This is a genomic window from Nguyenibacter vanlangensis, from assembly GCF_038719015.1.
Taxonomy (GTDB): domain Bacteria; phylum Pseudomonadota; class Alphaproteobacteria; order Acetobacterales; family Acetobacteraceae; genus Gluconacetobacter; species Gluconacetobacter vanlangensis.
The window spans coordinates 285,704-307,574 of the sequence record NZ_CP152276.1; the positions used below are offsets into that span (position 1 = coordinate 285,704).

Genomic DNA, 21,871 nt, shown 5'->3' on the forward strand with positions numbered 1-21,871 from the left:
GCGGGTTCCTGGTATTCGTGACGTCGGTAGCGAGTCACGCTGTGCCACAGAAGCGGGGAGACTGTCACCCGTCCCGACCCCTTCAGGCCCCCTTCGAGCCCCGTCGGGATCGGGCGGGGCGTTCAGCGGGACGCCAGGATGCCGGCCAGGGTCCGGCCCAGCAGGGCCGGGCTGGGGGCGATGTGGATTCCCGCTTCCCGCATCGCGTCGATCTTGGCCGCCGCCGTTTCGTGCCCGCCGGTGATGACCGCGCCGGCATGGCCCATGCGCCGCCCGGGCGGGGCGGTGGCGCCGGCGATGAAGCCGACGACGGGTTTCCTGGTGCCGCTGGCGCGGATCAGGTGGGCGGCTTCGATTTCGGACGTGCCGCCGATCTCGCCGATCATGATGATCGAATCCGTATCCGGATCCTCGATGAAGCGGGTCAGGACATCGGTGAAATCCAGCCCCTTGACCGGGTCGCCGCCGATTCCCACGCAGGTGCTCTGTCCCAGCCCGGCTTCGGTCGTCTGGGCCACGGCCTCGTATGTCAGGGTGCCCGAGCGCGAGACGATTCCCACATGGCCGCGCCGGTGGATCGCGCCGGGCATGATCCCGATCTTGCATTCATCCGGCGTGATGATGCCCGGGCAGTTGGGGCCGATCAGCAGGCTGTTCGAGCGGACCAGCACCTGATGCACGCGCACCATGTCCAGCACCGGAATCCCCTCGGTGATGCAGACGATCAGCGGGATCTCGGCGGCGATCGCCTCCAGGATCGCGTCGGCGGCGCCGGCGGGCGGCACATAGATCACGCTGGCATCGGCCCCGGTGGCCGCCCGGGCCTCGAGGACCGTGTCGAAGACCGGCAGGCCCAGATGGGTGCCGCCGCCCCGGCCCGGAGTCACGCCACCCACCAGCCTGGTGCCGTAGGCGAGCGCCTGTTCGGAATGGAAGGTGCCCTGCGCGCCGGTGAAGCCCTGGGTCAGGACGCGGGTGCCGCGATGGACGAGGATGGACATCAGGCCGCTCCTTCCGCGCCGGTCGCCGGGGTGGTTTCTCCGCGGACCGCAGCGACGATCTTGCGTGCCGCGTCGCCCAGATCCTCGGCCGGGATGATGCGCAGGCCGGATCGCGACAGGATGTCGCGCCCCTGCGCGACATTCGTGCCGGCCAGCCGCACCACCAGCGGCACGTGCAGCCCGGTATCGCGCGAGGCGGCGACGATCGCCTCGGCGATGATGTCGCAGCGCATGATGCCGCCGAAAATGTTCACCAGGATGCCGCGCACCTTGCTGTCGGACAGCAGGATGCGGAAGGCCGCGGCCACCCGTTCGCGCGTGGCGCCGCCGCCGACATCGAGGAAATTGGCCGGTTCCTCACCTTCCATCTTGATGATGTCCATCGTGGCCATCGCCAGCCCGGCGCCGTTGACCATGCAGCCGATGGTGCCGTCCAGGCCGACATAGGCCAGGCCGTGGCGCGCGGCCTCGCGCTCGCGGGGGTCTTCCTCGTTCTCGTCGCGCAGTTCCTCGAGTTCGGGGTGGCGGAACAGGGCGTTGTCGTCGAAGCTCATCTTCGCGTCCAGCGCCACCATCTCGCCCGTGCCGGTCACGACCAGCGGGTTGATTTCGACGATCGCGGCGTCCAGGGCGGTGAATGCGTCATAGGCCGCGCGCAGCACCGCGGTGAAGGCGCGGATCGACTTGCCGTGCAGGTCCAGCCGGGCCGCCAGGTTGCGGGCCTGGTAGTCGGACAGGCCGGTGGCGGGGTCGATCGGTTCCTTCAGGATCCGTTCGGCGGCGGCGGCGGCCACGTCCTCGATCGCCATGCCGCCGTCCTGCGACGCGACGATGACGATCCGGCCGTCGGCGCGGTCGACCAGCAGGGAAAGATACAGTTCTCGCGCGATGTCGCATCCGGCCTCGACATACAGGCGGCGCACGATGCGGCCGGCCGGCCCGGTCTGGCGCGTGACCAGCGTGTGGTCCAGCATGGCGCTGGCCGCCTGTTCGGCTTCCTCGGGCGTGCGGGCCAGGCGCACGCCGCCCTTGCCGCCGGGATCGTCGGCGAAATGCCCCGCGCCGCGGCCCCCGGCATGGATCTGCGCCTTGACGACCACCAGCGGGGCCCGCAGCGCGCGGGCCGCCGTCACGGCTTCGTCCGGCGAACGGGCGACGCGGCCGTCCAGTACCGGCATGCCGAAACCCTTGAGCAGGGTCTTCGCTTGATATTCATGTATGTTCATACGGTGTGATCCGCGTTCGTTCTTGTTGCGCCGTCCGGCGAACGGGCCGCACGCTGGGGAACGCGCGAGGGCCGATCAGGACTGCATGGCATAATCGAGGCTTTTATGCCATCTCGGAAGCCGAAAACCATTTGTGCGTGGTCCGGGCGGGGGCCGGCATGGGCGCGCGCCGGGGAGACCGGGTATTGATGAAAGACGGGGTACGATGAAGCATTGGCGCATTGAACAGATGGATTGGGACAGTTTCGACCCTGCGCGCGTGGACCCCGACATCATTCCCGTGGTCAAGGCGGCCTCGGTCGTCGAGCGCAACGGCGTCGACTATGCGACCTATCTGAACAATGTGTTCTCCGACGATCCGGCTTTTCGCGATGCCGCGGACAATTGGGCGGTCGAGGAAGTGCAGCATGGCGACGCGCTGGGGCGCTGGGCGATGCTGGCCGACCCCGAATGGAACTATCCCGAGGCGTTCGCCCGCTATCGCGAGAGCTATAAGCTGGATCTGGACGTCGATCGTTCGGTACGCGGGTCGCGCACCGGCGAGTTGATCGCCCGTTGCATGGTCGAGACCGGGACCTCGTCCTTTTATACCGCGCTGGCCGACGCGACCGAGGAGCCGCTGCTGAAGGCGATCTGCCAGCAGATCGCCGCCGACGAATACCGGCATTTCAAGCTGTTCTACGACCATATGCACCGCTATCTGAAGCGCGAGCGCCTGGGTGTGTGGCGGCGCACCCGCATCGCCCTGGGCCGCGTGACCGAAAGCGAGGACGACGAACTGGCCTCGGCCTATCACACGACCAACGAGCCGGTCGGCCGGCCCTATGACCATCGGCGCTGTATCGCGGCCTATATGTCGCGGGCGATGCGCTATTATCAGCCCAAGCACACGATCCGGGTGACGGGCATGATCCTGAAGACCATCGGGGTATCGCCTCATGGCTGGGTGCATGGGGTGATCGCCCGCGTCGTCTATCGGCTGATCCGCATGCGGCAGAGAAAATTCGCCCGCCTGGCCGCGCTGGCGTCCTGATCGTCCGGCCCTGGCTGAAAAAGGTAAAACGGAATCAATATTTAATGGCCTGATGTCCCGCTTCGTTCTTTCATGACACCATCAGGAATGCAGCAGCGCGCGGGAGCGGTTCATGGTCAGACGTTTCGGTAGTGTCGGTTCGGGCGTCGCCTGGGCGGGGCTCGGCCTCGCGGCGGCGATGGCCGCGCCGTCCGTGCCGGCGTTGGCCCGGCCTTATTCGCTGCCGATCGCCAGCTCGCCGCCCGCCCTGCCGGCCCCCGACGCCGCGGCCGTGGCCGCGCAGCAGGAACTGGCGCAGGTCGGGGCCGCCGCCTTTACCGCGCCCGGGTTCCGGCCGGGGCTGGTCCGGCATGTGGTGCTGTTCCGTTTCCTCCGCGGCGTCACGCCGTTCCAGAAGGCCGAGATTGCCCGCCGGTTCCTGGAGCTGGCGGTCGATTCGCGCCGCCCGGATGGCCGGTCCGTGGTGCGGTCGATCGAAACCGGCCTGCAGAATGGCGGCGAAGGACAGGATGACGGGTACGAGATGGGGTTCCTGGTGACCTTCGGGTCCGAGGGGGACCGCAATTACTATGTCGGCCGGCCGGTCGTGACGCGGCCCGGCTTCTTCGACCCCGCGCATGACGCGTTCAAGACTTTCGTGGCGCCCTATCTGGCCGGGGTCTTGTCGTTCGATTATCGGGTGGCGGCCGAATCGCAGCCGCCTTCGGCATCGCCGCCGAAGAGCGTGAAGCACCATGCCAGGCGCCGGAAGTGACCGGTTCGCGACCCATGCAGGCAGGAGACGAAGGAAGCAGCATGTCTGATATCGGAACAACCGGGGGAACAGGCGGGGAAACAGCCCGGGCGCGCTGGCGGGGCGGCCTTGCGCGGATGGCGCTGTCGTGCGGGACGGCGGTCCTGCTTGCCGCGGGGCCCGCGGCGCGCGCGGCGGATCCCGTGCCGGCCTATGGTGCCGCGACGGATGCCGCGCCGTCCTACGGTTCGTGGGGCTTCGACCTTGCGGGCCGGAACCCGGACGTCACGCCGGGGAATGATTTCTTCGGCTATGCCAACGGCCGCGCCGTGCATGACATCGTGATTCCGCCCGACATGACGGCCTATGGGCCGTTCAACATGCTGTTCGAACTGTCGCGCAAGCGGGTGCAGGCCATCCTGCAGGCGGTTTCGGCCCATCCGGTGGCGGAACCCGTGACGATCGACCAGAAGCTGGGCACGTTCTATGCGACCTTCATGGATGAAGGCGCGATCGAGGCGCTGGGGACCCGTCCGCTGGCGGCCGGGCTGGAGGCGATTCGCGCGGTGACGGACCGGTCGGCCTTCGCCAGGCTGCTGGGGCAGGGGCAGACGGGCTTTCAATATTCGCTGTTCGGGCTGGCGATCCAGCCGGACGCCAAGGACCCCACGCGCTATGCCCTGATGCTGGACCAGGCGGGCATCGGCATGCCGGACCGCGATTATTACCTGAAGCCCGGCCTGGCGGCGAAGAAGACGGCCTATCAGGCCTATGTGCGGCAGGTCCTGACCATGATCGGCTGGCCTGACGCCGACCGGGCGGCGCCGGCGATCGTGGCGTTCGAGACGCGCCTGGCCGGCGTGCATTGGGCGCGGCAGGATATGCGCGACCCGGATCGCATCTATAACCCGATCAGCGTGCCCGACCTGCGCAAGCGCGCCCCCGGCTTCGACTGGGCGTCCTATCTGGCCGGGGCGGAACTGCCGCCGGCGATCGTGAAATCGGGCACGCTGATCGTGGGTGAGCCCGACGCCATCGTGGGGGAGGCGCGGATCGCGTCCGAGACCGGCCTGGACACGCTGCGCGCCTGGCTGGCCTTTCACCTGGTGGACAATTCCGCGCGCGACCTGCCGCGGGCGTTCGTGCAGGCATCGTTCGATTTCAACGACAGGATCCTGTCCGGCCAGCCCCAGTTGCCCGAACGCTGGAAGCGCGCGGTGTCGGCCACCAGCGGCGCGATGGGCATGGCGCTGGGCCAGTCCTATGTCGCGCGCTATTTCCCGCCCGCCTACCGCGACACGATGCGCGACCTGACCGGCGAGCTGAAGGCCGCCTTCCGCGTGCGGTTGCAGCATAATGGCTGGATGGAGCCGAAGACCCGCGCCGCGGCCCTGCAGAAGCTGGATCATTTCACCATCCAGATCGGCTATCCGAACCGCTGGCGGGATTATTCGACGCTGCGGATCCGCCTGGACGATGCCTATGGCAATGCGGAACGCGCCATCGGCTTCGAATGGCGCTACTGGCTGGGCCATCTGGGGCACAAGGTGGATCGCGACGAATGGGACATGACCCCGCAGACGGTCAATGCCTACAACAACCCGGTGTTCAACGAGGTCGTGTTCCCCGCCGCGATCCTGCAGCCGCCCTTCTTCAACCCGAAGGCCGATCCGGCCGTCAATTACGGCGCCATCGGCGGCGTGATCGGGCACGAGATGACGCATTCCTTCGACGACGAGGGGCGGAAGTTCGATTATCTGGGCCGGCTGAAGGATTGGTGGACCAAGGACGACGCGGCGCGTTTCGACGCGCTCTCGGCGAAGTTCGGAGCGCAATATGACGCCTTCCAGGTGCTGCCCGGCGTGCATGTGAACGGCAAGCTGACCATGGGCGAGAACATCGCCGACCTGGGCGGCCTGACCCTGGCGCTGGATGCCTATCATGCCTCGCTGCACGGCAAGCCGGCGCCGGTGCTCGGCGGGCTGACCGGCGACCAGCGGGTGTTCCTGGGCTGGGCGCAGGTGTGGCGGCAGAAGCTGCGCGACGACATCATACGGCAGCGGATCATGACCGACCCGCATTCCCCGCCGCAGGCTCGCGTCAATATCCCGATGCATAATATCGATGCCTGGTACCGGGCCTGGAGCGTCACCCCGGGCGAGGCGCTGTATCTGAAGCCCGAGGCGCGCGTGAAGATCTGGTAGCGGACGTGCTGTCGGCCTCCGTCGCCGGGTGGCGGGCCGGGGGAAGGGCCGGCGTTTTTTGCGGCGCCGGCCCTTGCGCAATCTTGCGTCACCTGCTGGAACGACCCCGCTATCGGGGAGAGACGAGATGACGACGGTGACGCTGGGCCATCCGGATTCCATCCTGCACGCGGCGGAGGCTGCATCCGTTGTGCGCGTGCTCGAGGCCCATGAGCTGGAAGTCGCCTATGTGACCGGCGGCAAGGCCGAACTGGCCGCCGCCATGACGGCGGGCCGGATCGATCTGTTCGTTTCGGCCTGGCTGCCGGACATCGATGCCGCCTGGGCGTCCGGGCTGCCGGGCATGGAGGCGTTCGGCCAGTTGTACAAGCCTGTCTTCGGCTGGTCGCTGCCCGAGGGGGCCGCCCCGCAGGTCGCCGGAATCGGCGATCTGGCGCATGACGAGACGGTCAGCCGCAACATTGTGGCGGCGGAGTCGGTGCTGGAGCATGTGCGCCAGGCCGTGGCGGCCTATGGGCTGGCGGCGCGCGGTTTCACCATCGAGGCGCGGCCGGACGACGAGGCTTACGACCATGCCGGGAGGGCGATCGCGTCCGGCGAGGCGGCCATCCTGCCCCTGTGGCAGCCGAATTTCCTGCATCACGGCAGCCGCCTGCGCACGCTGGGCGACCCGAAGGGGGCGCTGGGGAGCGAGCAGCATGCGCGCATGCTGCTGCGCCGTGCGGCCCGGGAGGATGTGCTGGATTCCGACCTGCTGGACGAATTGGACGAACTGACCCTGGGTAACAAGGTGGTCAACGCCCTGGATTATGCCATGCGCCGCGAGGGCATGAGTGCCGATGAGGCCGCCGAGGCGTGGCAGCGCGGCAAGCTGCTGCCGCGCTGACCGCGCGGCCTTTCGTCCCGTGACGATGCGGCCCATCGTGATCTTCGGTGCCGGGGTGCGTCCCGACGGCACGCCGACCGCGACCCTGCGCCATCGGGTGGCTGCCGCCGCGTCCTATGGCCTGGCGCGGCAATCGGTCCTGTTCATCCCGACCGGCGGCACGCCGGACGGCCGCCCGGCCGAGGCCGCGATCATGGCGGACCTGCTGCGCGCCGCCGGGGTGGCCGAGGCCGCGATCCTGCGCGAGGAAACCGCGGGCGATACGCTGGACTCGGTTCTGGCCGTATCGGCCATGCTGCGGCGGATGGGACATCATGGCCCGGTCGCGGTGGCGAGCAGCGCCTATCACCTGCCGCGCTGCCTGGCGCTGATGCGGCTGGCGGGCTGGAAGGTGGTGCGGGTGCCCCCGCCCGACGTGCCGGCGTCGCGGCGCTTCGCTCGGCGCTGGTACTGGCGGCTGCGGGAAATTCCGGCCGTGCCGTGGGACCTGCTTCTGCTGGCCCGCCGACGCAGGGGCGGCGGCGCGGGCGATTGACAGCGGCGGCGCGCTGCCGCCATGTCGCCCGGCATAGGAATCATCTGGATGGCGAGGACGCGATGCCTGTTCATGCTTTTATCTTCCCCGGTCAGGGCAGCCAGTCCGTCGGAATGGGCAGCGAACTGGCGGCGGCCTTCGCGCCGGCCCGCGAAGTCTTCGAGGAAGTCGACGACGCGCTGGATCAGAAGCTGTCCGCGCTGATGTTCGGCGGGCCGATGGAGGACCTGACCCACACCGAAAACACCCAGCCGGCGCTGATGGCGGTGTCGCTGGCCGTGTTGCGCGTGCTGGAGAAGGAAGGCGGGCTGGAACTGAAGCGTACGGCGGCGCTGGTCGCGGGCCATTCGCTGGGCGAATATTCGGCGCTGGCGGCGGCCGGCGCGTTCGGCATCGCGCAGACGGCGCGGCTGCTGCGGCTGCGGGGCAGCGCGATGCAGAAGGCCGTGCCGGCGGGCGAGGGGGGGATGGCCGCCCTGATCGGCGTCGATCTGGACCTGGCGCGGGAGATCTGCGCGGAAGCCGCGATCCTGCGCGCCGAGGGCCAGCCGGACGTGCGCGAAACCATCGAGGTCGCCAATGACAATGGCGGCGGTCAGATCGTCGTGTCCGGCCGCATCGGCGCAGTGGAGCGCGCGGTCGCGGCGGCGAAGGCGCGCGGGGTGAAGCGCGCCGTGATGCTGCCGGTCTCCGCGCCCTTCCATTGCTCGCTGATGGCGCCGGCGGCCGATGCGATGGGCGAGGCGTTGGAACGGGCCGAGATCGCGCCGCCCGTGGTACCGGTAATCGCCAATGTCTCGGCGGCGAAGGTGACCGATCCGCAGGCGATTCGCGACCTGCTGGTGCGTCAGGTCACCGGGACCGTGCGCTGGCGCGAGAGCGTGGAGGCGATGGCGGCGATGGGCGCCGACAGTTTCGTCGAGCTTGGAGCCGGGAAGGTGCTGTCCGGACTGGTGCGGCGGATCGTGCCTGATGCGGCTGCCCGTTCGGTCGGAACGCCCGCCGATATCGAGGCGTTCCTGGCGACCCTGTGACGGAGCGGCCATGTGACGAGACGGAATGACGGATCGAGAGAATGATGGGCGAGAGAACGACGGACGGGGAGTGGATGGGCTGATGTTCAGTTTGGATGGCAAGACCGCGCTGGTCACGGGAGCATCGGGGGGAATCGGCGCGGCGATCGCGCGGGCCCTGCATGCCCAGGGGGCGCGCGTCGTCCTGTCCGGCACGCGGGAGACGGTGCTGAACGGGGTCGCATCCGAGATCGCGCCCGATGGCGAGCGGGTGCATGTCTGCGTGGCCGACCTGTCCGACCCGGCGGCGTCCGACGCGCTGGTCGCCGCCGCGGAAACGGCGGCGGGCGCGCCGCTGGACATCCTGGTCAACAATGCGGGGCTGACCCGCGACGGACTGGCGATTCGTATGAAGGACGAGGACTGGAACCGGGTGCTGGAGGTCGACCTGGCTGCGCCCTTCCGCCTGTGCCGCGCCGCGCTGAAGGGCATGCTGCGCCGGCGCGCCGGCCGCATCGTCAGCATCGCCTCGATCGTCGGGGTGACGGGCAATGCGGGGCAGGCCAATTATTCGGCGGCCAAGGCCGGCATGATCGGCATGAGCAAGTCTCTGGCGCAGGAAGTCGGCTCGCGCGGGGTGACGGTCAATGTCGTGGCGCCCGGTTTCGTGCAGACCGCGATGACCGACGTGCTGCCCGAGGCGCAGCGCGAGAAGCTGCTGGGCGGCATCCCGCTGGGCCGGATGGGCCGGCCCGAGGATATCGCCGCCGCCGTGGTCTATCTGGTCTCGGACGAGGCGGGCTGGATCACCGGGGCGACGCTGAACGTCAATGGCGGGATGGCGATGCCGTAGGGCGCCGCGGGATGGGATCGCGATTGATTCCGCCCGACCGATTCCGCTGGACGAGGCGGGGGATATCGCGGAAAACGGGGTGATTTTGTCGGATTCGTTCCGGTGCCGCGGCGCGGATTGTGGCGGAAACACGATCCCTGCCTTGGCGACGACCGAGGAACCGTGCTAATCCGCCGCTGCTTCGTCCGAGGCGGGCTGGACGCGTTCTCGCGGCTCCGGTTTGCGGGACGTCAGACAGGACGAATGATTTTCGAACCGCCCGTATCTCATGGGGCACACAGGAAGCGAAGACAGATGAGCGAAATCGCCGACAAGGTTAAGAAGATTGTGGTCGAGCACCTCGGGGTCGAGGAAAGCAAGGTCACCCCGGAGGCCTCCTTCATCGACGACCTCGGCGCCGACAGCCTGGACACGGTCGAGCTGGTGATGGCCTTCGAAGAGGCGTTCAGCGTCGAGATTCCGGAAGATGCGGCCGAGAAGATCGCCACCGTGAAGGACGCGATCGACTATATCGAGAAGCAGAAGGCCGCCTGAATTCGGCATCGCCAATCGGCATCGCCGGATAATCGGTTTTCGTCATCTAGGGAGCAGAGCGGGTTGGTACAGTCTACCGGAGTGGCGTCGGGAGCCCGTCGCGTTGTTGTCACCGGTATGGGCATTGTCAGCCCGCTCGGGCTTGGGCTCGAACATAACTGGTCGCGCCTGATCGCCGGGGAAAACGGTTTTGGCCGGATCACCTCGTTCGACCCGTCCGACCTGCCCGCCCAGGTGGCGGGCGAGGTTCCTGCCGGACCGACCGACAGCGGTGGCCTGACCTTGTCCGACTGGGTGTCGGTCAAGGACCAGAAGAAGATGGACCGGTTCATCCATCTTGGCCTGGTGGCGGCGACCGAGGCGGTGGAGGATTCGGGCTGGACGCCGGAATCCGAAGAAGAGCGTTGCCGGACCGGGGTGATGATCGGCTCAGGCATCGGCGGCCTGCAGACGATCTATGACGCATCGATCACGGTTCATGAAGGACGCGCGCGGCGCCTGTCGCCCTTCTTCATTCCGTCGGCGCTGATCAACCTGGTTTCGGGCCACGTCTCCATCAAATACGGCTTCAAGGGACCGAATCACTCGGTGGTCACCGCCTGCGCCACGGGCGTGCACGCGATCGGCGATGCGTCGCGCCTGATCATGCTGGGCGACGCCGACGTCATGATCGCCGGTGGCGCCGAGGCCGCGGTGTGTCCGCTGGGGATCGCCGGATTCTGTTCGGCCCGCGCGCTGTCGACCAGTTTCAACGACACTCCCGAAAGGGCCTCGCGCCCGTGGGATCGTGATCGTGACGGGTTCGTGATGGGCGAGGGCGCGGGTATCGTGGTGCTGGAAGAATACGAGCACGCCAAGGCCCGTGGCGCGAAGATCTATGGCGAGATCGTCGGGTACGGCCTGTCGGGCGACGCCCATCACATCACGTCGCCCGCCGAGGGGCATGAAGGTGCGTATCGCGCCATGCAGGCGGCGGTGCGCAATGCCGGCATCGACGTGACCGATATCGGCTACGTCAACGCCCATGGCACCTCGACCATGGCCGACGATCTGGAGTTGCATGCGGTCGAACGCCTGTTCGGCGATCATGCCGGCGCGCTGGCCATGTCCTCGACCAAGTCTGCCATCGGCCATCTGCTTGGGGCGGCCGGCGCGGTCGAGGCGATCTTCTCGATGCTGGCGATCCGCGACAATGTCGCGCCGCCGACGCTGAACCTGGACAACCCGTCCCGCGAGAGCGTCATCGACCGGGTTGCGCATGAGGCTCAGCGCCGCAAGATCGACATCGCCTTGTCCAACAGCTTCGGCTTCGGCGGCACCAACGCCAGCGTCATCATGCGCCGCGTCTGAGGACGCTGCCCGAGCGGCTTGCCGGGCGGCCAGTCAGCTTTTTCTGATGGGGCGCGTGATTGGGTGAACCGGTCACGCGCCCCATTTCTTTTGCTCCATCGCCTTTGCAGCGCGGCATGGCCGCGCGATGCGATCTTGCCCGGATATGCAGGATGGTCAGACGCCTTGTCACCCTGATGGCAGTGTTGTTGATGCTGGCGGCCGGTGCCGGCATCGGTGTCGCCGGCTGGGGCTGGTGGGCCTATCGCGCGCCTGGCCCGGCGGCGGAGGCCCGTGCGGTGGTGGTGCCGCGCGGCGGGATCGGCAGCACGATCGCCGCCTTGCAGCAGGCCGGCGTGCTGGCCGGCGGCCAGGCTCGGGCGCTGCTGTTTCGCGCCGCGGTTCATCTGACGCGCCGCGACGGCGTGCTGCATGCGGCGGAACTGGAATTTCCGGCCCATGGGTCGATGGCCGACGTGCTGTCCGTGCTGCGCCATGCGCATCCGGTCCTGCATTGGGTGACGGTGCCCGAAGGGCTGTCGTCACAGCAGGTCGCCGATATCCTCGATCGCGCGCCGGTACTCAGCGGCGCCTTGCCGACGCTGACCGAGGGCGGAATCCTGCCGCAGACCTATGATTACGAATGGGGCACGCCGCGCGCGGCACTGCTGGCCCGGATGCGTTCGGCGATGAATGCCGCGCTGGATACCGTTTGGCGAGACCGGGAGGTCGTGGCCGAAATCCCCGATCGCCGGACGCTGCTGATCCTGGCCTCGATGGTCGAGCGGGAAACCGCCATCCCGGCGGAACGCAGGATGGTGGCCCGTGTCTTCATCAACCGGCTGCGGCAGGGGATGCGCCTGCAATCCGATCCTACGGTGGTGTACGGCATCAATCGCGGGGCGGGGCCGCTGGGACATGCGCTGACGCGGGCCGAACTGGAAACGCCCAGCGCCTATAACACCTACACGCTGCCCGGCCTGCCGGCGGGGCCGATCTGTTCGCCGGGGCTGGTGTCGCTTCAGGCCGTGGCGCACCCTGCCGGCGGCGATGCGCTCTATTTCGTGGCGGACGGGAATGGCGGCCACATCTTCGCCGACAGCCTGGCGGATCATAACCGGAATGTCGCGGTCTATCGGGCGCACCGGCAGGGCATGCCCCGCTGAGGCGCGTCTTTACCCGTTCAAACGATTCCGTTTGAACGGGGTCTATATTATTTTAGTGGCCTGCTGATCCGAGAAATTCTCACAAGAATTTCTTGGGCAGGGCACTAGGGTCTGTGGGGATTTGGGATTCCTATTTTAGCGGAGATGTGATTCACCCACTGGATGGATCGCTTAGTACTGACCGATGCCCCATGGGCGAAGATAGAACCGCATTGCCTGGGTAAGCTGTCTGATCCCGGACGCAGTGGCCGCGACAACCGGCTATTCATTGAGGCGGTTCTTTGGATTGTCCGAACAGGCAGCCCATGGCGGGACCTTCCTGCCACATTCGGCAACTGGAATACGGCATTCCGCCGGTTTCGTGATTGGCGCGAAGCTGATGTTTTCAAGCGGATTTTTGATGCCTTGTCGGGAGACCCCGACATGGAATACGCCATGGTTGATGCCACTATCGTCAAGGTCCACCGGCACGGCCAAGGCGCAAAAGGGGGACTCAGAGCCAGGCCATTGGTCGTTCCAAAGGCGGGATGACGACCAAGATCCTGGCCCTGACCGATGCCTTGGGTAACCTTGTTCGCTTCAAACTGCTACCGGGGAACCGCTACGACACGATCGGCGTCGCCCCTTTGATCGATGGCATCAACTTCGAAGCCCTGCTGGGCGACAAGGCCTTTGATGCCAACTGGATCATCGAAGAACTCGACCAGCGAGGCGCGAAAGTCGTCATCTCACAACGGTCACAGCGCAAGAACCCGCGCGCCATTGACGAAGAGATATACAAATGGCGTCACCTGATCGAGAACTTCTTCTGCAAACTCAAGGAGTTCAAGCGCATCGCCATGCGAGCCTGCAAAACCGACCGGAGCTTCGAGGCGATGATATATCTCGCCGCAGGTGTCATCAACTCACGCTAAATCCCCACAGACCCTAGCGCGGTGCGCCCAGGGGCTGGCTGCTGACGGTGCCGGTGGGTGCCGGGGCGACTTGCATCGGCTCGGCGCCCTGCGGGCCATAGGATTGGGCGCCATAGGCGGCCGACGCGCCCATGGAGGATTGCCCATAGGCTCGCGCTCCCAGGCCGGGCTGATAGGCGGCGCCGCCCGACGCCGTGGCCTGGGCCTCGCTGAGCGCGCTGCGCAGCGGATCGGCCCCGGGATTGTTGACCCGCATCGAGATCACGATGTCTTCCGGCCCGACGATCTGGCTGTAATAGGCCCGGTTGGCGCCGCTGTTGACCGACAATTTCGACCCGCCAAGCGCCGCGCCGGCGAACAGGCCCTTGGATTTCTGCAACGCCATGATGTCGGTGTTGCTCTCTCCGGCCGTGCCGCTTTCGATCCCCGAGCCCATGGTGGCGAAGGATGCCGACGCGTCAGCCCCCAACTGGAATTGATTGTCCAGCAATGCCTGAAGGCCGCGATCGGTCATGATGAAGAAGATGACCTCGGAATCCTGCATGCCGAGCTGGATGCCGATATTGGCCGAGCTGAGCGTATAGAAGGCCGGGTCGGACCATGAGCCGCGCGCGTCGCGCGACAGCAGCACGCAGCCGCCGCCCGAGCCGCCGATGCCGATCGACATGCGGAAGATCGACGGACAGACCATGACCGCTCGGGCGCGGACCATATAACGGGTGATCTTGCTGTCGGGTCGGGCACCGGCGAACATGTCGCGCACGGTCAGGGTCGCGCGGTCTATCAGGGATTGCTGCGACTCGCCGGCGGCAAGGGCCGGCGCCGAGGACAGCGCCAGGGACGCGGCCAGAAGGGCGGGCACCCCGCGGGAAAGACCGTTCGGCAAAGCCATGCTGCGTGTACTCCTGGCCGGTGGCTGCTGCGGGGCGGACTGTGGCCGGTCCATCCCGGTTCCGATAGTGATGTTTTGTGTTCTAACCATGGCCGCCGGTCAGTCCAGCGATACCGCCAGGGCGGCGGACAGATCGTCGGCGATTCCCGGAGCGGCGGCAAGCAGCGTGGCGCCGCCCTCCAGCCCGCCGTCGCGCAGGAAGGGCGAGACCCGGGCCCCGGCTTCCTCCAGGATGGCGAGCGCTGCCGCGACGTCCCACAGATTGATGACCATTTCCAGATATCCGTCCAGCCGGCCGCAGGCGACATCGGCCAGGGCCAGCGCGCCGGACCCGCCGGAACGCGGCATGGCGCCGAGACGCAGGATGGCCGCGACCTTTTCCTCGAACACACCTTTGGGGACGCGGTTGCTCCATCCCATCTCGACCATGGCCGAGCGCGTATCCGTGACGGGCGAAGCCTTGATCGGCCGTCCGTTCAGGACGGCGCCGCGGCCGCGCACGGCAGTATAGACCTCGCCCAGCGCCGGGGCATGGATGATGCCCGCCACCGGCAGGTCGCCATCCAGCAGGCCCAGCGAGATGCACCAGCGATTGCGCCCGCGGGCGAAATTGGACGTGCCGTCGATCGGATCGACGACCCAGCGCAGGCGGCCGGTGCGGGTGCGGCCTTCTTCCTCGCCCTGGAAGCCGTCTTCAGGGAACAGGGCCCCGATCCGGGCGGAAATCAAGGCTTCTACGGCGCCATCGGCCTCGGTCAGCCAGTCCTGGGCGCTTTTCAGCGTGGCGGCCGGTCCGCCGGAAGGCGGGCGCATGGACATGGCGAGGTCGGCGGCATCGCCGACGATGGATCGGGCGGCTTCGAACCGGCACAGGATGGCGTCGGACATCGGGGGCCTCTCTTGGGGCGGGTGACAGATGTGCATGGCGCATATCGTGGCGCCTGTCAGCCCCGCCCGGGCTTGCAATGCGCCACTCATTCCACGCGGCGCGCCGCGCGCAGTGCGGCTGTGATCGCCGGGTCATTCAGCCGTGCGAGCCGCTCGGCGGCCTGCATGGCGAACAGATGGGTCAGTTTCCGCCGGCGCGCCGGCGCCAGCGTGTTCTGCGGCGCATCGCGCAGGATGGCAGATTCGGCGATCACCTCCAGCCCGGTCGGCAGCAGGCCGGTATCGGCGACCATGATTCCCGCGGTCTCGGGCAGCAATGCCAGGGGAAATCCATGGTCGACCGCGAAGAAAAGCTGGTCGCTCCACTCTTGATAGGTTTCCCATTTGCCGTCGGCCAGGAAGTCGCGCGGACCGGATTTGATCTCGATGCATACAAGGCCATTGTCCGGACGCAAGGCCATGATGTCGGCGCGCCGCCCGTCCGGCAGAACCAGCTCGTTCAGGGTGGCCCAGCCCAACTGGCCGCAAAGATGCAGGATGGCGCGGCGGATGGCGAACTGGTTTTCCGCAAGGTCGGTCGGCATGGCCGGGCAGGGTGCCATGATCGGGCGGCCCCGTCACGGCGGCCGTTTGCGATCGCCGCGGGATCGGGTAGGCGTGGACGAACCGGGGCGTGCCAGGGCGGGATGCCGGACAGACGAAAGGCGGGCGGAAGACGGTATGGGATTGCTGCGGACGGATATCTGGCGGACCGGCATCATTGCCCGTCCGATGTCCGACATCCTGGCGCGCGGGACGGTCGAGGGGTTGCCCGTGACATGGCTGCCCGACCAGGGCGCGTTCCGTTTCCTGGCCGATCCATTCGGGCTGTGGCGGGACGACCGGCTGCACGTCTTCGTCGAAGCCTATGATTATCGTGACCGGATCGGCCGGATCGAGATGTTCGTCCTCGACCGGGCCCTGCGCCTGCTGGACAGCAGGCCCGTCCTGTCCGAGCCGTGGCATCTGTCCTATCCGGTGGTGATCGAGGACGGCGATGCGGTCTATCTGCTACCCGAGGCCCATCGATCGGGGCGGTTGAGCCTGTATCGTGCGGTCTCGTTTCCCGATCGGTGGATGCGGGTGGAGGATTTCGCCTTTCCGGTGGCGGCGATCGATGCCTCGCCGCTGCGGGTCGGCGACCGCTGGTGGATCTTCTTCAGTCCGCCCGGGGGCAGCCCGGCGGACCGGCAGAGCCTGCTGCATGCCGCCTTCGCCGACAGCCTGCTCGGCCCGTGGCGGCTGCATCCGGCCAATCCGCTGCGCTGGGACCGCAGCGCAGCGCGCCCCGGCGGCACGCCCGTGATCGTCGACGGGCGGATCATCCTGCCGACGCAGGATTGCAGCGCCACCTATGGCGGGGCGATCACTCCGCTGACCGTCACCGAACTGGGGATGGCGCGCGTCATGACCCGGCCCGGGCCGCAGATCCGTCCGCCATCGTCCTGGACGCCGTTCACCGACGGGCTGCACAGCCTGTCGGCGGCGGGGGACGTGACGCTGCTGGACGCCAAGACGATCACCCGCTCGCCGCGCCGGATTGCGATCGAACTGGCGCGGCGTGGGCGGCGGCTTATCAGGAACGGGTAGGGCGCGAAGCGGGCTGTACCCGATCCAGGATCGCCCGGCCGGCGGCGGCGAACCGCTCCGGCGCGAATCGGTCCAGCACTTGCGTGCGCGCGGCTTGCCCCATGCTGGCCAGCCGGTCCGGCCGGCGCAGCGCCCGTGCCAGCGCAGCCGCCAGCGCCGGCGGGTCCCTGGGCGGGACCAGCCAGCCGGACATGCCGTCCTGCACCGTATAGGGGATTTCTCCCACGGCCGAGGCGATCGGCGCCAGGCCGGCCTGCATGGCCTGATGCACGCCGATGCACAGCCCCTCGTGCAGCGAGGGCTGGACGTAGCCATGTTGCGTCGCCAGGAAGGGCGGCACCGCGTCCTGGAACCCGGCCAGATGCAGGTTGGTCAGCCCGTATTGCCGGATCAGCGATTCGAGGTGGGGCCGTTCCGCGCCCTCGCCGGCGATGGTGATTTCGAACGGCGGCAGCGTCGTGTCGGCCTTCAGTATCGCCAGAGCGTGGCACAGGTGATCATAGCCCTTGACAGGATGCAGGCGCCCCAGCGAGCCGATGCGCACGGGTTCACCCGCTTGCCAGGGCCGTGCGACCGGGCAGCCCGGATCGGCGCGGAAGATCGGCCACAGCATGGCGCGACTGGGCGGAACGGCCAGGCGATCGTGCATGAAGGCCAGCACGCATCGCGAATCGGCCACCCAGAGGCGGCTGAGTCCGCGCAGGGCGCGCAGCAGGCCCGTATTGGCAGGGCTGAGTCCCGCCGAATGCTGCCAACTGACTACCGGGATGCGCCGTTTCAGCCCGATCATCTGCCCCATCACCGTGGCGCGGGTCAGCGATGTCCAGATCAGGTCCGGACGCCAGGAAGCGACCTGGCGGTCCAGCCAGCGCAGGGCGGCGACATGGTCCTGCCTGCTGCCCGCGCGCACCGCCGCTTGCAGGCCGCTTGCGGTGATCGCCGGCAAAGCGCGGCCGTCGCGGCGCAGCAGCGCGAAGAGCGCGACCTCGTGCCCGCCATCGCGCATCAGGCGGGTGATGTCGGGTACCGGAAAGGCGGCGCCGCCGCCCTCGACCGAATTGATCACATAGGCGATGCGCATGATTCAGCCCCGGTGCGGGCCCCAGTGCGGGCCCCGGTACGGGTCCAGGCGCGGGACAGGATCGCCTCGGCCTGCGCCAGGTCGGCGGGCTTGTCGATATCGACCGCGGCGCGCCCGTCCGGCAGCGGGACCAGCCGGACCGTGGCGTGGCTCAGGACTCCGATCCGTGCGCACAGCGCCGCCCGGGTCAGCCGTCCGGTCGCGTAGCGCAGCAGGAGCATCGGCCCCAGCAGGCGGGCCATGCGCAACGGGTGCTTGCGCTGTCGTTCGATCCGTTGCCACAGCCGCACGACGCCCAGGGCGGCCGGGGTGCGGAACAGGAACAGGTTGCAGCCGGAAAAGGCGCCGTCCGCCAGGCGGATCAGCGTACGCCTGCCGCCCGGCGCATCGCGGGCGATATCGCCGGCCATGGCGATGGCGGCCGCCATGTCGCACTGGGTGCCGGCCGAGGCCAGGAACGCATCGATCCATTCGGGGCGAAGCAGCGCGTGGTCGGCCGTGGTGACCAGCAGGGGCGTGCCCAGCGTCGACAGGGCCTCCATGACGCTGGCGCTGGGTCCTGGCGCCGGGGGCAGGACGCCGACCGGGTGGTCCAGGACCCCGTCCAGGATTTCGGGTCTTTCGATGCTGACGACGATCCGGCCGACGCGTGGATGGGCCGCCAGCGCGTCCACCACCCGGGCGATCATCGGACGGCCGGCGACGGGCAGGATCGCCTTGTGCGACACGCCGGCGGCCCGGGCCATCGGGTCGGACGTGCCGGCGCGCGTGCCTGCCAGGACCAGGACGGTCAGCAGGCCGTTCGTCACGCCGCGTTCCGCTGGGGCGGCGCGCCGTCCGGCTTCTCGCGCGGCGGCGCGCCGGTCAGGTCCATCACCCAGGGATAGAGGGTGGCTTCCTGGAGGTCGTAACCCAGGTTGAAGACATGGGCGCTGCGCGGCCGCGCGCGGGCGTCGGCGTAGTAGCTGCCGAACAGGCGGTCGACGAAGAAGCTGGTGATGCCGTAATTGCCGTCCTCGTGATGGAAATGATGCAGGACGTGGCGCTGCTTCATCTTCTGGATCCAGCGCATGCGCGGCTTGTAGTTCAGATGCTGGATGCAGTGGAAGAATTCGTAGATGCAGGTGACGGTCAGCCCGGTCCCCATCGCGGCGGCGGCCCCGCCGAGATGCCCGATCGAATAGCCGACGGGCAGGGTGATGAGCGCGATCGTCGGCAGGGTGTTCAGCGGCGAGCCGAACAGCACGTCCAGCAGATGCGGATCCTGATGATGGTCGAAATGGATGCGCTTCCACAATGAAGCGGTCCATTTCATCCGGTACAGGAAGCGCCCGTGCAGGATGAAGCGATGGATCAGGTACCACGCGACCGGATAGATCGCGATGACGGCGCCCATGGCGACCGCGGTAGGCAGGATGCCCGGGAAATGGCGGCCCAGCATCGCGAAGCTGGCCACGGCCAGCGCGATATAGAGCAGGATGGTCGGATAGGTCAGGTAGGCGATCCACAACTGGCGGAGATCCATCTTGCCCAGATCGAAGCTCCGCCCGGTGCGGAGGGACCCATTGCGCAATGTCGAGCCGATCATCTCTCTTCTATCCTCAGCATCACGACGCCGACCGCGCACGTGAAGATCACGACGCCTGGCAGGGTCGCCAACAGTGCCGGCAGCGTGCCGGCATTGCCCAGGGCCCGCAGCAGTCCCTGGAACACCACGAACAGCAGGCCAGCCCCCAGGCACCAGACGGGCAGCCAGCTTCGCGTACCCGTCCGCGGTGGGATATAGACCACCGGCAGCGCCAATAACAGCATGACGACGAAAGTCAGCGGGGTTAGCGCGCGATCCAGCAATGCGGTCCGAAGATAGCCCGGCGGCTGGCTGGATGGCGCGCGGCCCTGCAGCATGGAAATCGCCGCCGCGGCCGATAGCGGCGGCGTATCGGCCGCCAGGCGCATCACCTGCGCCGGGGTCAGCGGATCCGGCCCGTCCAGGTCCCGTATCGGGCCGGATGGCAGAGCGGCGGGCCGGACCGATACGGAGGCGACATGCAGCCCGCGGCCGAGGCCGCCGATCCAGTGTCCGTGTGCGTAACGGGCCGAATCGAGATGGCTGGCTTGCGTCAGCCGCCCGGCCGCGTCGCGCCGATACAGATCCACCTTGCAGAGCAGCCGCCCGCCCTCTGCCGCATAGCCGACATCGACCAGCGTCGCGCCGCTACGGAACCAGAATCCGTGCCCGGCTTCGGGATGGGGGTCGGTTTCGTTCCACCATTGCGCCAGCACCAGTTCGGTGCGCGGCGTGACCTGGTCGTCCAGCACCATGTCGGCCAGACCCAGCCCCAGGACGGCCGGCAGGCACAGCGCGACCAGACCGGGCGTCGACAGGCCCGCCGCCCGCAGGATGGCGATTTCGCTGTTCGTCGTCATCTGGACCAGCAGGAGCAGCGCGCCGATCAGGACGGCCAGCGGACAGATGGTGCCCAGCAGCATCGGCGCGCGCAGGAGCGTGAAATAGAGCACGCCGCCGAGCCCGAGATGCCGTTCCAGGATCGGGGTCAATTGTTCCAGCAGCGCCAGGATTTCCATCAATGCAACCAGGATCGCGCCCGTAGTGGCGACGCGCAGCACCAGCTCGCGCGACAGATAGAAGAGCAGGACGCGGGACCTGCGCGACGACGTGGGGACCGTGGCGTGCCGCATCAGGACGGGCCGGTGGCGGGACGCCGCCGCCATGTCCATGCCCATATCCATGCCTGGCCGGCCCCCGCCGATCCTGCGCGGCGTAGCGCCAGCCAGGTGCAGGCGCAGCAGAACAGGGCATAGGGGCCCCAGATCGCCGGCCATGGCGACAGGCCGCGGCTGGCGACCAGGCTCTGCCCCAGTTGCAGCGCGTGGTCGAACCCGACCAGGCTGACCGCCGCGATCGCCAGGCCCAGATTCTGCCGCTGCCGCTTGGCCAGGCCGGCCAGGGCGCAGGCCAGAAGCGGGATGAACGGAATGGCCATGGCGCGCGCAAGGCGGAAATGCAGCTCGGCCAGCAGGTGGGACCGCCGGATGGCGGGATCATGGCCGCGGATCGCCCGGCGCAGTTCGGGCACGGTCAGTTCCCGCTCGTCATTGCCGCGCGGGCGGAAGGCGCGGGCCGTGTTGCGCGTGCGGAACAGGCGGGTCGTGCTGTCGAAGAGCGTCAGGGTCGGCCGGCCGTCGTCCCGGTCGGTGACGATGATGCCGTGCGCCAGGTCCAGGCGTACGACGTCGTTGTCGCCAGTCATGAGCAGCCGGCCGGCGGCGGCGGTGATATCGCGCTCCAGCCCCGGGCTTCGTTCGCGCAGGAAGACGTGGAACAGGCGGGTACCGGCCCCTTCGACCTGGTCGGCGGTCAGCATCAGCGTGCCGCTGGGCGTGGCGAACATCCGGCTTTGCAGGTGCGGCGCCCACCCGGCATGGCTGGCCAGGTACAGCGCCTGACGGAAATCGTAGCGGGCATAGGGCTGGATGAAGCCATACAGCGCGAAGCTGATCGCCGCCAGTGCCAGGCCGGAGGCGACGAAGGGACGGGCGATGCGCAGCAGGGACGTGCCGCCGGCCATCAAGGCGTCGATCTCGTTGTTCTGGCTCATTCTCCGTACGACGGAAAACACGCTGACGCAGATCGCGGCCGGCAGCGCCAGCCCCAGATAATGCGGCACCAGGTCGGCCAGCAGGCCCGCGAAGACCTTCAGCGTCCCGCCGTCGGCTGCCAGGACGTCGAACAGGACCAGCAGCCGTTCCAGGAGCAGCGCGGTCATCACGACGCCCAGCGAGATCGAGAAAGGGGGAAGCATCTGCGCGATCAGGTACCGGTCCAGCGTTCCCGGAAGGATTCGCCGGACGGAAGGAGGCCAGGACGGAGGAATGAGAGACGCGCGCATCATGGCGTCCAACACATACGCGCCGCGTTCAACGGACTCAAAT

21 protein-coding genes and 1 pseudogene are annotated in these 21,871 nt (G+C 68.0%); 12 read left to right on the forward strand and 10 right to left on the reverse strand.

Features of this window, described 5'->3' with window-relative positions; translation table 11 throughout:
• Nucleotides 1–122: 122 nt before the first annotated feature.
• Nucleotides 123–1,001, reverse strand: coding sequence for a succinate--CoA ligase subunit alpha (gene sucD, locus AAC691_RS01350; RefSeq protein WP_323990900.1), 879 nt, complete (start codon nucleotides 999–1,001; stop codon nucleotides 123–125).
• Nucleotides 1,001–2,227 carry an ADP-forming succinate--CoA ligase subunit beta gene (gene sucC, locus AAC691_RS01355; protein ID WP_342628700.1) on the reverse strand — a complete coding sequence of 409 codons (1,227 nt, stop codon included), beginning with the start codon at nucleotides 2,225–2,227 and terminating at the stop codon, nucleotides 1,001–1,003. The genes sucD and sucC overlap by 1 nt, the downstream gene beginning before the upstream one ends.
• 205 nt (nucleotides 2,228–2,432) lie before the next feature.
• Here sucC and AAC691_RS01360 point away from each other — a divergent pair, with 205 nt between their 5' ends.
• From AAC691_RS01360 to AAC691_RS01410, 11 genes and pseudogenes are all read left to right on the forward strand, one after another.
• Nucleotides 2,433–3,260 carry a ferritin-like domain-containing protein gene (locus AAC691_RS01360; protein ID WP_176641466.1) on the forward strand — a complete coding sequence of 276 codons (828 nt, stop codon included), beginning with the start codon at nucleotides 2,433–2,435 and terminating at the stop codon, nucleotides 3,258–3,260.
• 112 nt (nucleotides 3,261–3,372) lie between these two features.
• Nucleotides 3,373–4,014, forward strand: coding sequence for a Dabb family protein (locus AAC691_RS01365; RefSeq protein WP_408906042.1), 642 nt, complete (start codon nucleotides 3,373–3,375; stop codon nucleotides 4,012–4,014).
• Between the two features lie 41 nt (nucleotides 4,015–4,055).
• Nucleotides 4,056–6,197 carry a M13 family metallopeptidase gene (locus AAC691_RS01370; protein WP_408906043.1) on the forward strand — a complete coding sequence of 714 codons (2,142 nt, stop codon included), beginning with the start codon at nucleotides 4,056–4,058 and terminating at the stop codon, nucleotides 6,195–6,197.
• A gap of 127 nt (nucleotides 6,198–6,324) precedes the next feature.
• The gene (locus AAC691_RS01375; RefSeq protein WP_342628701.1) at nucleotides 6,325–7,083 is read left to right on the forward strand and encodes a glycine betaine ABC transporter substrate-binding protein; all 759 of its coding nucleotides are present in this window, start codon (nucleotides 6,325–6,327) and stop codon (nucleotides 7,081–7,083) included.
• A gap of 25 nt (nucleotides 7,084–7,108) precedes the next feature.
• Nucleotides 7,109–7,618: a YdcF family protein gene (locus AAC691_RS01380; RefSeq protein ID WP_342630109.1), complete on the forward strand. Its 510-nt coding sequence runs from the start codon at nucleotides 7,109–7,111 to the stop codon at nucleotides 7,616–7,618.
• A gap of 62 nt (nucleotides 7,619–7,680) precedes the next feature.
• On the forward strand, nucleotides 7,681–8,652 hold the full coding sequence (fabD, locus tag AAC691_RS01385) for an ACP S-malonyltransferase (RefSeq protein ID WP_342628702.1): 972 nt from the start codon (nucleotides 7,681–7,683) through the stop codon (nucleotides 8,650–8,652).
• 82 nt (nucleotides 8,653–8,734) lie between these two features.
• The gene (gene fabG / locus AAC691_RS01390) at nucleotides 8,735–9,484 is read left to right on the forward strand and encodes a 3-oxoacyl-[acyl-carrier-protein] reductase (RefSeq protein WP_176640607.1); all 750 of its coding nucleotides are present in this window, start codon (nucleotides 8,735–8,737) and stop codon (nucleotides 9,482–9,484) included.
• 294 nt (nucleotides 9,485–9,778) lie between these two features.
• Nucleotides 9,779–10,018, forward strand: coding sequence for an acyl carrier protein (locus tag AAC691_RS01395; protein ID WP_012227163.1), 240 nt, complete (start codon nucleotides 9,779–9,781; stop codon nucleotides 10,016–10,018).
• A 63-nt stretch (nucleotides 10,019–10,081) separates the two neighbouring features.
• Nucleotides 10,082–11,368, forward strand: coding sequence for a beta-ketoacyl-ACP synthase II (gene fabF, locus AAC691_RS01400; protein WP_342628703.1), 1,287 nt, complete (start codon nucleotides 10,082–10,084; stop codon nucleotides 11,366–11,368).
• Between the two features lie 152 nt (nucleotides 11,369–11,520).
• Nucleotides 11,521–12,513 (forward strand): endolytic transglycosylase MltG, encoded by a 993-nt coding sequence (mltG, locus tag AAC691_RS01405; RefSeq protein ID WP_342628704.1) that lies wholly within the window; start codon nucleotides 11,521–11,523, stop codon nucleotides 12,511–12,513.
• 162 nt (nucleotides 12,514–12,675) lie between these two features.
• Nucleotides 12,676–13,427 (forward strand): annotated as a pseudogene (locus AAC691_RS01410) (IS5 family transposase).
• Between the two features lie 13 nt (nucleotides 13,428–13,440).
• On the opposite strand, the gene AAC691_RS01415 reads toward AAC691_RS01410, so the two are convergent.
• The 3 genes from AAC691_RS01415 to AAC691_RS01425 all read right to left on the reverse strand — a co-directional run bounded on the left by AAC691_RS01415 (nucleotide 13,441) and on the right by AAC691_RS01425 (nucleotide 15,809).
• Nucleotides 13,441–14,319 carry a lipid-binding SYLF domain-containing protein gene (locus AAC691_RS01415; RefSeq protein WP_342628705.1) on the reverse strand — a complete coding sequence of 293 codons (879 nt, stop codon included), beginning with the start codon at nucleotides 14,317–14,319 and terminating at the stop codon, nucleotides 13,441–13,443.
• A 99-nt stretch (nucleotides 14,320–14,418) separates the two neighbouring features.
• Nucleotides 14,419–15,207: an inositol monophosphatase family protein gene (locus AAC691_RS01420; protein ID WP_176640600.1), complete on the reverse strand. Its 789-nt coding sequence runs from the start codon at nucleotides 15,205–15,207 to the stop codon at nucleotides 14,419–14,421.
• Nucleotides 15,208–15,293: 86 nt separating this feature from the next.
• Nucleotides 15,294–15,809, reverse strand: a complete 516-nt coding sequence (locus AAC691_RS01425; protein WP_342628706.1) for an MmcB family DNA repair protein — start codon at nucleotides 15,807–15,809, stop codon at nucleotides 15,294–15,296.
• A 118-nt stretch (nucleotides 15,810–15,927) separates the two neighbouring features.
• Here AAC691_RS01425 and AAC691_RS01430 point away from each other — a divergent pair, with 118 nt between their 5' ends.
• Entirely contained in the window at nucleotides 15,928–16,836 is a 909-nt protein-coding gene (locus tag AAC691_RS01430; protein WP_342628707.1) for a formyl transferase, read from the forward strand.
• On the opposite strand, the gene AAC691_RS01435 is transcribed toward AAC691_RS01430, so the two are convergent.
• Genes AAC691_RS01435 through AAC691_RS01455 form a run of 5 tightly spaced genes read right to left on the reverse strand, consistent with a single transcriptional unit; the run spans nucleotide 16,823 to nucleotide 21,828 of the window.
• Nucleotides 16,823–17,917 carry a glycosyltransferase gene (locus AAC691_RS01435; RefSeq protein WP_342628708.1) on the reverse strand — a complete coding sequence of 365 codons (1,095 nt, stop codon included), beginning with the start codon at nucleotides 17,915–17,917 and terminating at the stop codon, nucleotides 16,823–16,825. The two genes, AAC691_RS01430 and AAC691_RS01435, sit on opposite strands and share 14 nt — an antisense overlap.
• Nucleotides 17,899–18,726, reverse strand: a complete 828-nt coding sequence (locus AAC691_RS01440; protein WP_342628709.1) for an NTP transferase domain-containing protein — start codon at nucleotides 18,724–18,726, stop codon at nucleotides 17,899–17,901. The genes AAC691_RS01435 and AAC691_RS01440 overlap by 19 nt, the downstream gene beginning before the upstream one ends.
• A complete protein-coding gene (locus tag AAC691_RS01445; protein ID WP_342628710.1) occupies nucleotides 18,723–19,505 on the reverse strand; it encodes a sterol desaturase family protein in 783 nt (260 codons plus the stop codon). Before AAC691_RS01445 ends, AAC691_RS01440 begins: the two co-directional genes overlap by 4 nt.
• Nucleotides 19,502–20,617 carry an LptF/LptG family permease gene (locus tag AAC691_RS01450; protein WP_176639332.1) on the reverse strand — a complete coding sequence of 372 codons (1,116 nt, stop codon included), beginning with the start codon at nucleotides 20,615–20,617 and terminating at the stop codon, nucleotides 19,502–19,504. Before AAC691_RS01450 ends, AAC691_RS01445 begins: the two co-directional genes overlap by 4 nt.
• Nucleotides 20,617–21,828 carry an LptF/LptG family permease gene (locus AAC691_RS01455; RefSeq protein WP_176639331.1) on the reverse strand — a complete coding sequence of 404 codons (1,212 nt, stop codon included), beginning with the start codon at nucleotides 21,826–21,828 and terminating at the stop codon, nucleotides 20,617–20,619. The genes AAC691_RS01450 and AAC691_RS01455 overlap by 1 nt, the downstream gene beginning before the upstream one ends.
• Nucleotides 21,829–21,871: the final 43 nt, after the last annotated feature.

Coding starts and splice junctions, on each gene's coding strand:
- sucC (WP_342628700.1), bottom strand. CDS start 2,227: ATGAACATACATGAATATCAAGCGAAGACCCTGCTCAAGGGTTTCGGC.
- AAC691_RS01415 (WP_342628705.1), bottom strand. CDS start 14,319: ATGGCTTTGCCGAACGGTCTTTCCCGCGGGGTGCCCGCCCTTCTGGCC.
- AAC691_RS01395 (WP_012227163.1), top strand. CDS start 9,779: ATGAGCGAAATCGCCGACAAGGTTAAGAAGATTGTGGTCGAGCACCTC.
- fabD (WP_342628702.1), top strand. CDS start 7,681: ATGCCTGTTCATGCTTTTATCTTCCCCGGTCAGGGCAGCCAGTCCGTC.
- AAC691_RS01375 (WP_342628701.1), top strand. CDS start 6,325: ATGACGACGGTGACGCTGGGCCATCCGGATTCCATCCTGCACGCGGCG.
- sucD (WP_323990900.1), bottom strand. CDS start 1,001: ATGTCCATCCTCGTCCATCGCGGCACCCGCGTCCTGACCCAGGGCTTC.
- AAC691_RS01425 (WP_342628706.1), bottom strand. CDS start 15,809: ATGGCACCCTGCCCGGCCATGCCGACCGACCTTGCGGAAAACCAGTTC.
- AAC691_RS01435 (WP_342628708.1), bottom strand. CDS start 17,917: ATGCGCATCGCCTATGTGATCAATTCGGTCGAGGGCGGCGGCGCCGCC.
- mltG (WP_342628704.1), top strand. CDS start 11,521: ATGGTCAGACGCCTTGTCACCCTGATGGCAGTGTTGTTGATGCTGGCG.
- AAC691_RS01370 (WP_408906043.1), top strand. CDS start 4,056: ATGTCTGATATCGGAACAACCGGGGGAACAGGCGGGGAAACAGCCCGG.
- AAC691_RS01420 (WP_176640600.1), bottom strand. CDS start 15,207: ATGTCCGACGCCATCCTGTGCCGGTTCGAAGCCGCCCGATCCATCGTC.
- AAC691_RS01455 (WP_176639331.1), bottom strand. CDS start 21,828: ATGCGCGCGTCTCTCATTCCTCCGTCCTGGCCTCCTTCCGTCCGGCGA.
- AAC691_RS01430 (WP_342628707.1), top strand. CDS start 15,928: ATGGGATTGCTGCGGACGGATATCTGGCGGACCGGCATCATTGCCCGT.
- AAC691_RS01360 (WP_176641466.1), top strand. CDS start 2,433: ATGAAGCATTGGCGCATTGAACAGATGGATTGGGACAGTTTCGACCCT.
- fabG (WP_176640607.1), top strand. CDS start 8,735: ATGTTCAGTTTGGATGGCAAGACCGCGCTGGTCACGGGAGCATCGGGG.
- AAC691_RS01445 (WP_342628710.1), bottom strand. CDS start 19,505: ATGATCGGCTCGACATTGCGCAATGGGTCCCTCCGCACCGGGCGGAGC.
- AAC691_RS01450 (WP_176639332.1), bottom strand. CDS start 20,617: ATGCGGCACGCCACGGTCCCCACGTCGTCGCGCAGGTCCCGCGTCCTG.
- AAC691_RS01365 (WP_408906042.1), top strand. CDS start 3,373: ATGGTCAGACGTTTCGGTAGTGTCGGTTCGGGCGTCGCCTGGGCGGGG.
- AAC691_RS01380 (WP_342630109.1), top strand. CDS start 7,109: ATGCGGCCCATCGTGATCTTCGGTGCCGGGGTGCGTCCCGACGGCACG.